Genomic DNA, 15219 nt, shown 5'->3' with positions numbered 1-15219 from the left:
CTATTATGGAGAGACAAGAAAGAATTTTAGCTCAAAAATCAAAAAGAGCCATAGAAACAATGTACATAACTATGTTGCATTTGTTTAATAGAGGAGATTACAAGCCTATGGGGTCTACAGGTTTGTCTTTAAGAAATGCATTGCTAGAACTACAACCAGAAATTTATGGATCTATTGCAGATCCAAAAAAGTTTGAGTTGCAAGGTTTGTTGTATGTGTTAGATCGATTGCCAGAAGGGATTGAAACGTGTAGATTTATCAATTTAACGGCTACAGAAGGCTTGAGTGAAACAAGTTTTAAGAAAATAGTTCCACCCAAAAGAAGACGTAATTGTTATAGAATAGATAACGAACAAATGAATATTGAAATTACCCGAGGGCGATCTGATATTTATGATGTGTTGACTCATTTGACTTTTATATATTTAGAATCGCACAAGTTGTTGAACAGAATGTTTGTGGGATATAAGAACGAAATATCTCATGAATGGGACAAATTAGAAGAATTGGTTTTGTCTGAACAAGAAATTTCTTCTGAAAACAGAGAATTGCTGTTTGTGTATTTGTCTAATTTGTTAGGAAGATCTTTTGATGAGTTGAATAGAGCCTACGTTCAATTGGCAACAAACCAAGACCCAGATCGTTTTTTTCATATTATTTATTGGTTGGGGAATTTAGCGGCTAAAGAAAAATTGAACAATGAATTTCGTTTGATTCGTTTTAGTGATATGTTAGCAGATCAAGTTGGGAAGCATGTGTATGGAAATATTTGGGCAAAAACAATCAAGAAGGTTTTGAATGATCAAAATATGTTAGACAGACCTATTCATATCATAAGTTCTAACATGCACTCCGTTTTAAATGTTTTGTATGCAAAAGATGCGTTAAACTATCAAGATAAAGATGTTTTTTCTTTGTACGAAAAGCTGAGTGATTCTAATATGCAACAAGAAAGAAGTAAAGTTTTGGCTTATGCATTGGAAAAAGGATTGATAGAAGTAGACGATACTTCTGGTGCAAATATAGATGTACAGATTATAGACACTAGTTTTATTACACAAGAAGAGAAAGCAACAGCTCCTGTATTGGTTGTGATGGATTACGCTTTTGGTGAACAAGCTTTTGAGACGATGGATGAATTGCTGAAACCTTACAATTATGGAAAAGAGAATTCTAGAAAATTAGATGTAAGGTCTATTTCTATTATGGGGAAAGCAGGAATTCTATGTGGTCAAAAAGGAGATATTATGATTCCTACGGCTCATATTTTAGAAGGAACAGCAGATAATTATTTTTTTATCAATGAATTGAGTGAAAATGATTTCAAAGAATTAAATTTGTCCACCTTTACAGGAAATATGATCACAGTTTTGGGTACATCATTGCAAAATAAATTTATCCTAAACTATTTTAAAAATACAACGTGGAATTCTGTGGGCTTAGAAATGGAAGGGGCACATTATCAGAAAGCCATCCAAATAGCTTCGCAAATAAGAAATCATATTTCCAAAGATGTAAAAGTAAGATATGCCTATTATGCATCGGACAATCCCCTTCACTCAGGAAGTACATTGGCTTCAGGAGGATTGGGAATGAAAGGAGTTGTACCAACCTATGCGATTACAGAAGCTATCATAGGACAAATTTTTAATAGATAAACAACTACATATTGAAACGAATATTTGATATTCTATTTTCTTTCCTAATTCTAATCACTGTTTTGGTTTGGTTGGTTCCTATTGTAGCATTGTTGATTTTTATAACTACAGGAGAAAGACCTTTCTTTTTTCAAGAAAGAGTTGGTGAGTCGGGTCGGTTGTTTCATATTTACAAGTTTAGAACCATGAAAGGGGTTCCGCCAGTAAACGATCCTTTATTGTCTGCCGAAGAAACAAATAGAATTACCAAATTGGGAAGTATTTTGCGCAAATATAGAATTGATGAATTTCCACAATTTGTAAACGTGCTTAAAGGAGATATGAGTATTGTTGGTCCACGACCAGAAAGGCAGATTTTTTTAGACAACATTATTAGAGAAATGCCTAATTACGCAGAGCTTCAAAAATTAAAACCTGGTATTACTTCTTTGGGGCAAATTCGTTTTGGATATGCAGATACATTTGCCCAAATGAAAATTAGAGCCCGTTATGATTTAGTTTATCTAGATAACTTATCTTTGTGGACTGATATTAAAATAATATTACTGACCGTAATCGTGGTCATTAAAGGAAAAGGTAAATAACAAAAGATGAATATTCTTATTTTAGGTTCTGGAGGTAGAGAACATGCGTTTGCAAAAAAATTATCTGAAAGCAAAAAATTATCAAAATTATTTTTGGCTCCTGGAAATGCAGGAACTGCTAAAATTGCAACAAATATTGCGATAAATCCAACAGATTTTGAAGCTGTAAAAAAAGTGGTTTTAGAGAACAATATAGAAATGGTAGTTGTAGGGCCAGAAGCTCCTTTGGTAGCGGGTGTTCATGATTTCTTTTTAGCCGATGCAGATTTAAAAAATATTCCTGTTATTGGGCCTAAAAAAGATGGTGCAGAATTGGAAGGTTCTAAAGAGTTTTCTAAAAAATTCATGTTCAAACATGGAGTTCCTACGGCAAAATATGAAGCTTTTACTAAAGAAACTGTAGCAGAAGGACAAACGTTCTTAGAAACGCTACAACCTCCATTTGTGCTAAAAGCAGATGGTTTGGCTGCAGGTAAAGGTGTATTGATTCTTGATAATTTAGAAGAAGCTAAAATGGAATTAGCAGACATGTTGACCAATGAGAAATTTGGAGCAGCATCTTCTAAGGTTGTGATTGAAGAATATTTAGATGGAATAGAGTTGTCTGTATTTGTATTGACAGATGGTAAAGATTACAAAATTTTACCTTCTGCTAAAGATTACAAAAGAATTGGAGAAGGAGATAAAGGTTTGAATACAGGTGGAATGGGAGCTATTTCTCCGGTGCCTTTTGCAGATAAAGATTTTTTAACCAAAGTAGAAGAGAGAGTTGTAAAGCCTACGGTTAATGGTTTGCAAAAAGATGGAATAGATTATAGAGGCTTTATCTTTATTGGATTGATGAATATTGATGGAGAACCTTTTGTGATTGAATACAATGTGCGTATGGGAGATCCAGAAACGGAAGCTGTTTTGCCACGTATTACATCGGATTTGTTAGATTTGTTTGAAGGTGTAGCTACACAGACTATTGCTTCTAAATCTTATGAAGTAGATCCTAGAACGGCAACTACGGTTGTGGTAGTTTCTGGAGGGTATCCTGAAGCTTATGAGAATGGAAAAGTAATTAGAGGAACAGAAAATGATGTTGATTCTATTGTCTATCATGCTGGAACTACATTCAACCAAAATGGAGAGATTGTATCTGCTGGAGGTAGAGTGTTAGCAGTAACTTCTTTTGGAGATGATATTCCATCAGCGTTAAATAAATCTTACAAAACAATAGATCAAATTTCTTTTGAGAAAATGAATTATAGAAAAGATATCGGATTTGACTTGGTGTAAAAACTAAGATTGATCTAAAAGAAAAACGCTTAGATTTTAATGAATCTAAGCGTTTTTTTATGATTTTTCAAGAGTGAAATAAAATGTTGAACCTTTTCCTACAATGCTTTTCACATCTATAGTTTGTTCATGAGCTTCTATAATGTGTTTTACAATAGAAAGTCCCAATCCAGATCCTCCTTGGTCTCTAGATCTACTTTTGTCTACTCTGTAAAAACGTTCAAAGACTCTTGGCAAATCGGTGTTTGAAATACCTTCACCATTGTCAGAAACTTTTACAACAATTTTTTCATCATCCACATAATCTACAGAAACAATGGTTGTTCCTCCAATTTTACCGTATTTGATTGAGTTCATGACCAAGTTGATCAATACCTGTTCTATTTTGGCTTCATCAGCAAATACAAATTCGGGAATGTCGTAAAACTTGTTTAATGTTAGTTTTATGTTTCTCTTTTTGGCTTGCATTTCTAACAAGTCAAAAACCTTTTGAATGACTTTGATGATGTTAAATGTATCGATGTTTAGTTTTAAGTCGTTGGTTTCTAGTTTGGTAATCAAATCTAAATCTCCTACAATTTCACTCAACCTTTCAATAGCATTGTTTGCTCTTTTTAAATACTTATCTCTAATTTCTCTATTTTCCGCAGCACCTTCTATCAATGTTAAAAGATAACCTTGAACGGTAAACAAAGGCGTTTTAAGTTCGTGAGCCACATTTCCTAAAAAATCACGTCTGTAATTTTCTCGATAATTCAACTTGCTGATTTCTCTCTTCTTTTTATAAGTGTATTTTAAAATATCACGAGCTAAAAAGTCAAATTCATCTGCATTTACATTGATGTTGGCAATTCGTTTCTTTTTAAGAGTACTTACTTGCTTGTAAATTTTGTTGATCCTAAAATTTATATAGGTTTCTACACCGCTATTAATAATAATTGCTAATAATACAAACAAAAAAAAGGACAATACAGAGATAGCTTTGTAGTTTATGGTCAAGGAAGTTACTTGCATAAAAACCAAAAGACTTATATCTATACATACAATTAATACGAATGCGATGGCGATAGAAAAAAAGAAAAAGTTTTTAATTTTCATTTAAAATAAACTTGTAGCCAACACCTTTTACTGTTTTAAAGTAATCGTCACCTATTTTTTCTCTCAATTTACGAATATGTACATCAATGGTTCTATCTCCCACAACAACATCACTACCCCAAACTTTTTTCATGATAGACTCACGATTGAATACTTTACCAGGTTTAGAGGTTAGTAAAGAGAAAAGTTCGAACTCTTTTCTAGGCAAAACAATTTTTTTACCTTCTTTAATAATAAGGTATTCATCACGATCTATAATAATGCCACCTAAGTCTGTACTATTTGTACTAGAGTCACCATCTTTGATTCTTCTTAATAAAGATTTAATCTTACTGGTTAGTAATTTTGGCTTAATTGGCTTAGTGATGTAATCGTCGGCACCAGCATCAAAGCCTGCAACCTGACTGTAATCTTCTCCTCTAGCAGTAAAAAACGAGATAATAACGTCTTTTAGTTCTGGGATTTCACGAATCTTTTCACATGCTTCTACACCATCCATTTCGGGCATCATTACATCTAATAAAATAAGATGAGGTTGTACTTTTTTAGCCTGATTTACAGCTTCTAACCCATTGTTGGCAGTGTAAATATCGTAACCTTCTTTTTTAAGGTTGTATCCAACAATTTCTAAAATATCTGGCTCATCGTCTACCAAAAGTATCTTAATCTGATTTGTTTCCATTTTTATTTTATTAAGGTCACAAAATTAATGTTTTCTAAATATACAAAAGACTTTTTAACAATCATTTAATGCTTAGGATTCGTTAACATAATATCCATATCTATTTAACGGTATGTTAACACAAAAGTAATGATATGTTAGGCTCTGTAAGGTATTAATTATAGATTTTTGCCAAGCTTTTAAACAAATATAGCATTGATAATGAGAAATTTATTAGTTACATTTTTTACTTTATTGACTGTGTTCACGTATGCTCAGTCTAAAGGAACTATTTCAGGAACTGTACAAGATAAGGATATGGATTTAGAACCATTGCCACTTGTTAGTATTTACGTAGAAGGAAACCCCCAATTGGGTACATCAACAGATTTTGATGGAATTTATCAATTACAATTAAATCCAGGTAGTTATACTTTGGTTTACGACTTTGTAGGATATAAAACTGTAAAAAAACCTATAGTGGTTAAAGCAGGTGTTACACAAAAAATTGTTATAGTAATGGAGTCGCAAGCAGATGCTTTGGACACAGTTATGATTACTGCGGTTACTACGAAAGAGAGTGAATCTGCTTTGATGCAAGTTCAGAAAGAAGCTACTGTAGTTATAGAAAGTGTTGGTGCAGAACAATTATCATCACAAGGAGTTTCTGATGCGGCGGCGGCAACTACGAAAGTTACTGGAGTTTCAAAACAACAAGGTTCTAGTGATGTTTATGTACGTGGATTAGGAGACAGATATAATAGTACAACATTAAACGGTTTGCCATTACCATCTAACAATCCTTCAAACAAAAATATTAGTTTAGATTTATTTTCTACAGATGTTTTACAAAATGTAGGAATCAGTAAAACTTTTTCGTCTGGAGTAACTGGAGATTTAGGAGGGGCAAACATTAATGTAGAAACAAAACAACCATCTACTAAACCTAACTTTGCTATTGGAATTTCTACAGGAGCCAATTCTCAAACTACTTTTAAAGATTTTAAAACTATTGATGGAGCTAATTATTTAGGAATCCAAACAAATACAGAACAGCCAATAACTAATTTAAAAAATTATAATTTTGGAAGTAAAATTTCTCCAAATGCTTCAACTGCCTTACCTAAAATAGGTCTTTCGTTAAATGGAGGTAAAAAATATAGATTTAAAGATGATTCTTCTTTTTCATATTTTTTAGTAGGTTCTTTTGGAAACAGTTATAGATTTCAAGATGGAATTAACGTATCTCATAGAAATGCAACTTCTCAAGGTTCCAATTTTTACGATGCTAAGGAATATAGTTATTCAGCCTCTAAATTGGCAATGGGTAATTTTGAATATGCTTTTAATTCTAATCACAAAATTTTATTCAACTCTGTTTTTATTCACTCTAATAGTCAAAAAATACAAGATTATTACGGAGATACTAATGACAATAATGATGTGAATTTAATGCTACAAACAGAAAGTCAAGATAAATTATTAGTAAATCAATTAATTTCTAAAAATGAATTTGGTGAATATTTAGACTTAGATTTAGGGTTGGCATATAACAACGTTAAAAATGATCAACCAGATAGAAAAAAGAATGTACTTATTTTTGATGATCCTTCTGGTAAAGCAAGATTTTCTACAGGTACAGCAAGAGAAAATAGTAGATATTTTCAAAACTTAAACGAAAATGATTTAGTAGCCAATCTTTCTGCTAAAGTTTATCTAGGAAAAAGAGGTGCCGAAGAAACAAAAGGATCTATAGGTTTAGGAGCTAGTTATAGAAATACAACTAGAGACTTTAAAGCTTGGTACTTTGATCATAATGCTTTATCTAGTTCTAAATTATTTGATCCGAATGATTTATCTGCTGTGTTAAATCAACAAGCTTTAGATAGAGGTGACTTTGATGTAAGAACTGGTAGGGGGTTTGCTAGTAATGCTTTAGATCCTTTTACATACGATGGTGATAAAACAGTAAACACAGCCCATGTAAACTTGGATTATAATTTATCAGATAACTTCTTTATTAGTATTGGAGGTCGTTTAGAAGATATAACAATGGATGTTAATTGGGACACGAACTTATCAAGCTCAGGAACCACTTTAAATAATACATATATTTTACCTTCTTTAAATTTAAAGTATAGTTTAAACGATGAAAATCAATTTAGGTTTTCCGCAAGTAAAACCTATACATATCCTCAATTTAAAGAAATTGCAGAATTTGTGTACGAAGGAGCTAACTATACTGAACAAGGTAATGGAAACTTACAACCATCAGATAACTACAATTTAGATATTAAATATGAGTTTTTTCCAGAAAACGGAGGTTTGATTTCAGCATCTGTATTTGGAAAAATGATTCAAAACTCAATCAACCGTATAGAAATAAATTCTGCATCAGACAATGCATATTCTTACGAAAACACTGGAGATGCTAAGGTTGTAGGGTTAGAAGTAGAATACAAAACAACATTAGCTACTTTTGGAGATGATACAAGTGAAGATTTTAGCAAAATTAAATTTGGAGCAAATGCTACTTATATGCATACAACTCAAGATCTTAAAACAAGAGGATTGTTTAGACCCACAAATTCAACATCACAACTACAAGGAGCATCACCAATTATTGTTAATGGAGATATTTCTTATGTATTTACCAAAAACGATAGAGAATCTATGGCTACTTTGGTTGTAAATTATCAAGGAGATAAACTATATAGTATTGGTACAAACTCTGGGTCCATTGGTTTAGAAGATGTAATCCAAAAAGCAATTACTACTTTAGACTTTGTCGCAAAACATAGTTTTAATGATAAAATGAGTTTAAAAATATCTCTTAAAAATATTTTAAACCCATCATTTAAAAGAGTTAGAAATTTAGATACTCCACTAACAAATGTGTCATATAAGAGAGGTGTAGACTTCGGAGTTTCTTTAGGGTATAAGTTTTAAAACAAAAATTTATACGTTTATAATAACCAAAAAAACATGCCTTTTGGTATGTTTTTTTGGTTAACGATAATTTTACAAAATACGGATAGAGTTAACAAGAACTTAATAAGTTCTTAACTCAAACAAGTGATTGTCTGTCTTTACTTTGTGTCAACAAAATTTATAACAAAAACAAAATAAAAATTTTATTAAAATGAAAAAATCAATTTTATCAATTTTAGCAATTGCAGCTTTAACTTTTACTAGTTGTTCTGATGATGACAGTAATGGAGGAGGTTCTATCAAAGACGGAATTATTTCTTCAGATGCTGATGTTGTAGCAGGAGATTTACATGGTACTGTTGAAGGTAATATTACTTTAACTAAAGGTACAGATTATTTATTAACAGGTGCTTTATTAGTAAAAGATGGATACACATTAACTATTGAAGCAGGTACTACTGTAAAAGTTGATGCTGGTCGTACAGATACTTATGTAGCTATTGAGCAAGGTGCAAAAATTATGGCTGTTGGTACTGCTGCTGAACCTATCCTTTTTACTTCTAATTCTGCAACACCTGCTGCTGGAGATTGGGGAGGTATTGTAATTGCTGGAAAAACACAAACTAACAAAGGAGATTCAGTTCAATCTGAAGTTGCTGGTTTAAATTATGGTGAATCAGCTGCTGAAGCAGTTTCTGATGATAACTCTGGAAGATTATCTTACGTAATTGCTGAGTACACTGGAGCTAAAATTAACGGAGATGCAGAATTTAATGGATTCTCTTTTTACACTGTTGGTTCTGGTACTACATTAGACCACTTAGTTGTAAAGTATGGTTTTGATGATGGTGTTGAATTCTTTGGAGGTACTGTTGATTTAAACGGTATCTTATGTGTAAACATTGCAGATGATATGTTTGACTTTACAGGAGGATTTACAGGAACTATTACAAACGCTTTTGGTGTAAGAGAAGCTGATTTTGATACTGCAAGTAAAGATCCAAGAGGTATTGAAGGAGATTCTAACGAATCTGATGAAAATGCAACTCCAAGATCAACTCCAACTTTTGAAGGAGTAACTATCATAAACTTTAACACAACTACTGAGTTAAAAGCAGGTGCTGAAATTCGTAGAGGAACTGAAGCAACTATTAATAACATTGCTTTTATTGCTACAACTGGAGCTCAGTTTGGTAATTTAATTGATACAGATGATTCTTCTGGGAATGGTTCTGTAACTTTAACTAACGCATACAAAATGGGTACTGTAGGTGATAATAATGTAGGAGGTACAATTACAGGTGATGTAACTGAAGATACTACTATATTTAATGAAGCTACTGGGGTTGTTAAAGCTGGTATTGGAGCTGACTTCTCTATCTTTTCATGGTCAGGTTATACTATACCTACTGTAGCTATTAACTAATTTTAAGAATAAAACTTTTTAAAAACCCACCTCAGAAGAGGTGGGTTTTTTTATTCCCATTACTTTCTTAACTTTAGCAATAAAGCTTATGAATTTTAAAGTAACAAAAGAAAACATCTTGTTTTTAGACATAGAGACGGTTCCTTTATATGCTTCATATCAAGAAGTACCGGAAATAGAAAAAGAGTTGTTTGCGGGTAAAACAGCCTACAAAAGAGGCGAAGACGTTACTGCAGAAGAGTTTTATACAAACGCAGGAATTTGGGCTGAATTCGGAAAAATTGTTTGTATTTCGGTTGGTTATTTTGCTTCGGGTAAACTAAGAATTACTTCCTTTGCTTCAGAAGATGAAAAAGAAGTGTTGCTTTCTTTAAAAAAATTATTAGAAACACATTTCAATCAAGCGCAACAGTTAATGTGTGGTCACAATGCCAAAGAGTTTGATTTTCCTTTCATTGCTCGTAGAATGGTAATTCACGGTATAAATTTGCCAAGTAAACTAAATCTATTTGGTAAAAAACCATGGGAAATTCCTCATTTAGACACCTTGGAACTATGGAAATTTGGTGATTACAAACATTATACATCTCTTAAATTATTAACTTATTTATTAGAGGTTCCTAGTCCTAAAGGAGATATAGACGGTAGTCAAGTAGGAACGGTATATCATCAAGAAAAAGATTTGCCAAGAATTGTTCGTTATTGTGAACAAGACGTGCTGGCTTTGTCTAGAGTTTATTTAAAGTTTAACAATGAGCCTACTGTAGAGGATGAAGATGTTGTTTTTGTTTAGAAAATTTCTACTGTAAACAGGCTACATTTTAGCAAGCCAATATTTTGGGTTCTGTCGTTGTGTATCTTTCCAAATCTGAAATTTTAAAATAGTTTTGCCGGTTACTTTGTCTGTAAAAACCGTTCCAATAGATTGTTTTAAAACCACTTCTTGTCCTTTGCTTACATACACTTTGTCTAAGTTGTTGTAAAGCGAAATATAGTTACCGTGCTGAATATATACTGCATGACGACCACTAACGGATTGAATAGCCAAAACAGTCCCTTTAAACACGCTTCTGGCAATTGCATTTTTACGAGTGGTAATGTGAATTCCCTTACTGTCTATTTTAATTCCTCTAAGTGTAGGGTGTGGAATAACTCCATAGGCACGAGTCACAATTCCTTCTGTAACTGGCCAGGGTAAATTTCCTCTATTTTGTTCAAACTTTGTAGCCAGTGCTTTTCCTTCTGGAGTTAGTGCAAATCCTTCTGATTTTGCGTTGACATCCACTTTTTTAGAGGTGGTTGTTTTTGTTTTTTTATTAGAGGCAGCAATTGCTTCTCTAATCACACGTTCTATTTCCTTTTCTAAAGCTCTATCTTCTTTTTGTTTTTTCTTAATTTCCGAAAGATATTTTTTCTCTTTAGACTTGATTTTTTGCATCAAATCTTTTTGATTTTCTCTTTCATTTTTAATTTTGTCAGCTTCTTGTTTGTTTTTTTGAGCCAATTCTTCTTTTTGTGACTTTTGACCTTCAAGTTTTTTGGCAATGGCAGCTACTTTTTCTGTTTTTAGAATGATAGAATCTCCTTGTTTTTTTCTAAAATCTGCATACTGTTGCATGTATCGATAGCGTTTGTAGGCTTGAAAAAAATCTTCAGAAGACAATAAAAACATCAGTTTACTTTGTTCTGATTTGCTTTTGTACGATTTTAAAATCATAGCAGCGTAATCATTTTTCAAAGCAGTAAGTTCATCATTTAGCTTTTTAACTTCCTTTTCTTTTTTAGAAATTTGACTTTTTAGGTAAGAAACTTCGTTTTCAATGGCTTGAATCAATTTGGATCTAACGTCTATCTTGGTGTTTAAATCGTCTAAAGTTTCGAGTAGATTTTTTCCTTCTTTTTGGGTACTAAACAAAAGGTTGTTCACCCTGGCAATTTCCTGTTGCAGTTGTTCTCGCTTTTTTTCTAGCTCCTTTTGTTCGGCTGTTTGTCCAAAAGAAAAGGTTGAGAAAGCTAAGAATAGGTAGCAAAAAAAGAGAATTTGTTTCTTCATACTCACAAATTAGTTTTTGGGTTTTAAAATAATTTGCTTGTCACAGCTGTCAGGAATTTGAAAAGGAAAACTCAAATCTTCGTTCACATAAACTTTGCTGTAATCCATAGAAATAACAGAATATTTTCCTTGATTATTGGCTTGGAATTCTAATTTTTTAGGAAATAAAAAGTTATCTATGTTTTGGTGACTGTTGTAAAAAACCTGAAACAAATTGTTTTTTAGACTGTTTTCTATACTTTGATATTTGGTTTTGTAGATGATGGGATAAATACTTGCTGTTTTTGCGTAGTCTTGAGGTTCAGACTCTGACAAAAAATAAGCATTGTCTTTTATTTCTAAATCGTAGTTTTTAAATTTTCGATTGGATAAAATCAAATCTCCCATTAGCAATTGTTCTAATGTTTCGTAAGTAACTTTAGAACCAATGATTTGTTGTAAAAATTCAAAAGATCCTTTAAAATAGGTTTTGTCAAATTTGTTGTAAAAATGCACACTATCTTTTTCAACCAATAACTTAGCAATGGGAATTCCTAAAAAATCTCCACTGATCCATATTTTTTCATCTTTGGCAATTCTCATTTTTAATCCTAATTTTTGTGAGGATTTTTGAGTTTTGTAATACATTTTAGCATCCACTTTTACCGTTTTGATAGAAGAGTTTTGAAAGGACTGAGAGAGGTTTTGTTTGTATAGTGAGGCTGGACTTATAGCAGAAATTTCGGCAGTACCCGTCACGGTTTTGTTGGAGTGACAAGAAACAATGAAAAATAACAAACTAACAGCAAATACTCTAAATAACATATCCTATTTTTTTGGGTGCAAGATACAATTTATTAGGAGGATACAATAACGATCAAATTCCTTTAGGAATGGCTTGTATTAGAGCTTTGGTGTAGGCTGTTTGTGGTTGGTTGTATAATTGGTCTGCATCTCCAATCTCTTCAATTTTTCCTTGATTTAAGACAATTAACTGATCAGACATAAATTTGACAATAGACAAATCATGAGAAATAAAAATATAAGTAAAATGAAACTCTTGCTTTAGTTGATTTAAAAGATTCAATACCTGAGCTTGTACAGAAACATCCAAAGCAGAAACAGATTCGTCACAAATAATAAGTTTGGGTTGTAGGGCAAGCGCTCTGGCAATTCCAATTCGTTGTCTTTGTCCTCCTGAAAATTCGTGCGGATAACGATCGTAATGTTCTTTTTCTAAACCTACTTTTTCTAGTAAGTTGTATATGTATGCCTTTCTCTCTTTTTTAGAATTTAGAATGTTGTGTTTTTCCATAGGCTCCAAAATGGCAGCTCCTACTTTTAGAATTGGATTTAGGGAGGAATAAGGATCTTGAAAAATCAATTGAATTTCTTGTCGGAATTTTTTTCTTTCGGAATTTTTTAAGGAGAGCAAGTTGATTCCGTTGTACCAAATTTCTCCAGCGGTGGCATTTTCTAGTCCTAAAATAGTTCTTCCAATGGTAGATTTTCCGCTTCCGGACTCACCTACCAATCCAATGGTTTCTCCTTGGTACACATCAAAAGAAACTCCGTCAACTCCTTTTACAACAGAGGCTTTGGTAAACCAGTTGTTTTTAGAGGTGTAGTAGGTTTTTAAGTTTTTAACAGACAACAAAGGTTTTTGACTGTATATTTTTTTATGAAATACAGCTCTTTCCGTTTCAGAATACACTTCTTCTTTAAAGTTTTCTTGAAGGTAACTGGCCACAGAGGGCAATTCTTTTAGTCGGATGTTTAATTTGGGTTTAGCGTTTAGCAATGCTTTGGTGTAAATCTCTTTTGGATGTAAAAACAAATCCTGTACTTTTCCTTGTTCTACTATTTTTCCTTTTTGCATTACAATAACTTGATCTGCAATTTCAGCCATCAAAGCCAAATCATGAGAAATAAACAAAATGCTCATTTCGGTTTCTTGCTGCAATTCTTTTAAAAGTAAAATAATTTCATGCTGTACTCTTACATCCAAAGCAGTTGTGGGTTCATCAGCAATCAACAATTTTGGTTTGCAAGCAATGGCCATGGCAATCATAACTCGCTGTTTTTGCCCACCAGAAAGTTCGTGCGGATATTGGCCCATCATTTTTTCTGCTCTAGGCAATTTTACCTTTTGAAACAATTCCAAAACATCAGCTTTGATTTCTTTTTTGGTCAAATTGGTGTGTAGCTCCAGAACTTCTGCAACTTGTTCTCCACATGTCAAACTTGGATTTAAAGAAGTCATAGGTTCCTGAAAAATCATGCTAATTTCTTTACCTACTATTTTTCTAAGTTCTTTGGGTTCTAAAGAAGTCAAATCGATTGTGTTGTATCGAATAGTTCCCGAAACTTGAGTAATTTTTTCGGGCAACAACCCCATCATTGCCATAGAGGTAACAGACTTTCCGCTTCCGGATTCTCCAACAATACCCACAATTTGATTTGGGAAAATTTCAAAATTAACATCAAAAACAACTTGGTTCTCAGTATCTTGGTTCTGAAAGGCGATATTTAGGTTTTCTACGGAAATTAATGGCTTCATAAATGTAAATATAGCCAAAAGGATAAGTATTAAAAATGTGTTTTATCAATTTTCCGTACCTTTGCGCTCTTTTTAAAAAGATTTTATGAATAGCCCTAAAAAATATTTTTTCATTTTTGGTGTGTTGAGTATGTTTTATTTTGTCTGTTTAGGACTTACAACACCTCCAGAAACTAAAATAATCAAACTTAGAGAATTAAATCCAAAGCCGGCAAAAAAGATAACGGTTAGGAAAGATTTTAAGTATAGAAAATACAACCACGTAAAGGAGTTTTACAAACGTTTGGCATTGCCCATAACAGAATTGTGTGTGCAACACCGTGTACCACCAGGAGCTGTTTTGAGCATTCTGTCATTAGAGTCTGGATGGGGGCAAGGTTATGTGGGAAAAATTACTGGAAATTTTTTAAGTCTGAATGCTTCTGGTAATGAAGCTGAATTGCCTGCGTTAAAAATGCCAAAGAACATTTTTACCAAAAAAACAATCATTGATAGAACCAAGTTGGCCAAAACATCAAAAACGAGTATTGTTTGGGAAAACAGACCTCCGTCTTTAAAAAAAGATTATCGACCACAGGGAATTGCAGGAACCACAAAAGACTTGGATTATTTTATAAGACGTCCGGATGAGCTTACCCAGGCCAATTTGAAAAATGTAACGGATTTTGTGAGTAGATTTATTTCGGAAACAAGTAGAATTAAAGCTTATAGAGAAGCTAGAGCTTTGTTAGATCAACAGATTGCTGAGCACGGTGTTGGTATTTTGTTTGACGATTCTCTTAATAGAAAATTTGTTTACACTATTGGAGGTAGACCAAATTCTTACAATTTTAGAAAAACATGGCCACAGAAAGTGATGAGCATTTACAAGAATGTGGGAGCAAACGAATTGCTAAAAGATTTGTACACAAATAAAAATACTTTTGAACAAGCTTGGTAGCTTTTTAGCATACTCTCAACTTAATCAACTACTTTTGTACAAAAT

Annotated in this window: 12 protein-coding genes; 7 read left to right on the top strand and 5 right to left on the bottom strand. The window is 32.6% G+C overall.

Annotated features, from left to right (window positions below):
* Positions 1 to 5 precede the first annotated feature (5 nt).
* The 3 genes from Q4548_RS01705 to purD are packed head-to-tail and all read left to right on the top strand — an operon-like array spanning position 6 to position 3526.
* Positions 6 to 1658 (top strand): DUF6909 family protein, encoded by a 1653-nt coding sequence (locus Q4548_RS01705; protein WP_303450712.1) that lies wholly within the window; start codon positions 6 to 8, stop codon positions 1656 to 1658.
* A gap of 11 nt (positions 1659 to 1669) precedes the next feature.
* Positions 1670 to 2242 carry a sugar transferase gene (locus Q4548_RS01700; RefSeq protein ID WP_303450710.1) on the top strand — a complete coding sequence of 191 codons (573 nt, stop codon included), beginning with the start codon at positions 1670 to 1672 and terminating at the stop codon, positions 2240 to 2242.
* Between the two features lie 6 nt (positions 2243 to 2248).
* Positions 2249 to 3526, top strand: a complete 1278-nt coding sequence (gene purD / locus Q4548_RS01695; protein WP_303450707.1) for a phosphoribosylamine--glycine ligase — start codon at positions 2249 to 2251, stop codon at positions 3524 to 3526.
* A gap of 57 nt (positions 3527 to 3583) precedes the next feature.
* Here the strand turns inward: purD and Q4548_RS01690 are convergent, their stop codons facing one another.
* Positions 3584 to 4624, bottom strand: coding sequence for a cell wall metabolism sensor histidine kinase WalK (locus tag Q4548_RS01690; protein WP_303450704.1), 1041 nt, complete (start codon positions 4622 to 4624; stop codon positions 3584 to 3586).
* Positions 4614 to 5306 carry a response regulator transcription factor gene (locus Q4548_RS01685; RefSeq protein ID WP_303450701.1) on the bottom strand — a complete coding sequence of 231 codons (693 nt, stop codon included), beginning with the start codon at positions 5304 to 5306 and terminating at the stop codon, positions 4614 to 4616. Before Q4548_RS01685 ends, Q4548_RS01690 begins: the two co-directional genes overlap by 11 nt.
* Before the next feature lie 201 nt (positions 5307 to 5507).
* On the opposite strand from Q4548_RS01685, the gene Q4548_RS01680 reads away from it, so the two are divergent.
* The 3 genes from Q4548_RS01680 (at position 5508) to Q4548_RS01670 (ending at position 10435) form a co-directional block, all read left to right on the top strand.
* Entirely contained in the window at positions 5508 to 8234 is a 2727-nt protein-coding gene (locus Q4548_RS01680) for a TonB-dependent receptor (protein WP_303450698.1), read from the top strand.
* A gap of 193 nt (positions 8235 to 8427) precedes the next feature.
* Positions 8428 to 9642 carry a hypothetical protein gene (locus Q4548_RS01675; protein ID WP_303450695.1) on the top strand — a complete coding sequence of 405 codons (1215 nt, stop codon included), beginning with the start codon at positions 8428 to 8430 and terminating at the stop codon, positions 9640 to 9642.
* A gap of 88 nt (positions 9643 to 9730) precedes the next feature.
* A complete protein-coding gene (locus Q4548_RS01670) occupies positions 9731 to 10435 on the top strand; it encodes a 3'-5' exonuclease (protein ID WP_303450693.1) in 705 nt (234 codons plus the stop codon).
* A 21-nt stretch (positions 10436 to 10456) separates the two neighbouring features.
* On the opposite strand, the gene Q4548_RS01665 is transcribed toward Q4548_RS01670, so the two are convergent.
* Genes Q4548_RS01665 through Q4548_RS01655 form a run of 3 tightly spaced genes read right to left on the bottom strand, consistent with a single transcriptional unit; the run spans position 10457 to position 14234 of the window.
* Positions 10457 to 11695, bottom strand: coding sequence for a murein hydrolase activator EnvC (locus Q4548_RS01665; RefSeq protein ID WP_303450691.1), 1239 nt, complete (start codon positions 11693 to 11695; stop codon positions 10457 to 10459).
* Between the two features lie 9 nt (positions 11696 to 11704).
* Positions 11705 to 12499, bottom strand: a complete 795-nt coding sequence (locus Q4548_RS01660) for a DUF4292 domain-containing protein (RefSeq protein WP_303450687.1) — start codon at positions 12497 to 12499, stop codon at positions 11705 to 11707.
* A 52-nt stretch (positions 12500 to 12551) separates the two neighbouring features.
* Positions 12552 to 14234 (bottom strand): ABC transporter ATP-binding protein, encoded by a 1683-nt coding sequence (locus Q4548_RS01655; protein WP_303450684.1) that lies wholly within the window; start codon positions 14232 to 14234, stop codon positions 12552 to 12554.
* 85 nt (positions 14235 to 14319) lie between these two features.
* Here Q4548_RS01655 and Q4548_RS01650 point away from each other — a divergent pair, with 85 nt between their 5' ends.
* Positions 14320 to 15174 carry a hypothetical protein gene (locus Q4548_RS01650; RefSeq protein WP_303450681.1) on the top strand — a complete coding sequence of 285 codons (855 nt, stop codon included), beginning with the start codon at positions 14320 to 14322 and terminating at the stop codon, positions 15172 to 15174.
* Positions 15175 to 15219 lie beyond the last annotated feature (45 nt).

Source organism: Wenyingzhuangia sp. 2_MG-2023 (assembly GCF_030548295.1).
Lineage (GTDB): Bacteria > Bacteroidota > Bacteroidia > Flavobacteriales > Flavobacteriaceae > Wenyingzhuangia.
The sequence above is the reverse complement of the archived record's forward strand: the minus strand, read 5'-3'. Positions and strand labels throughout refer to the sequence as shown.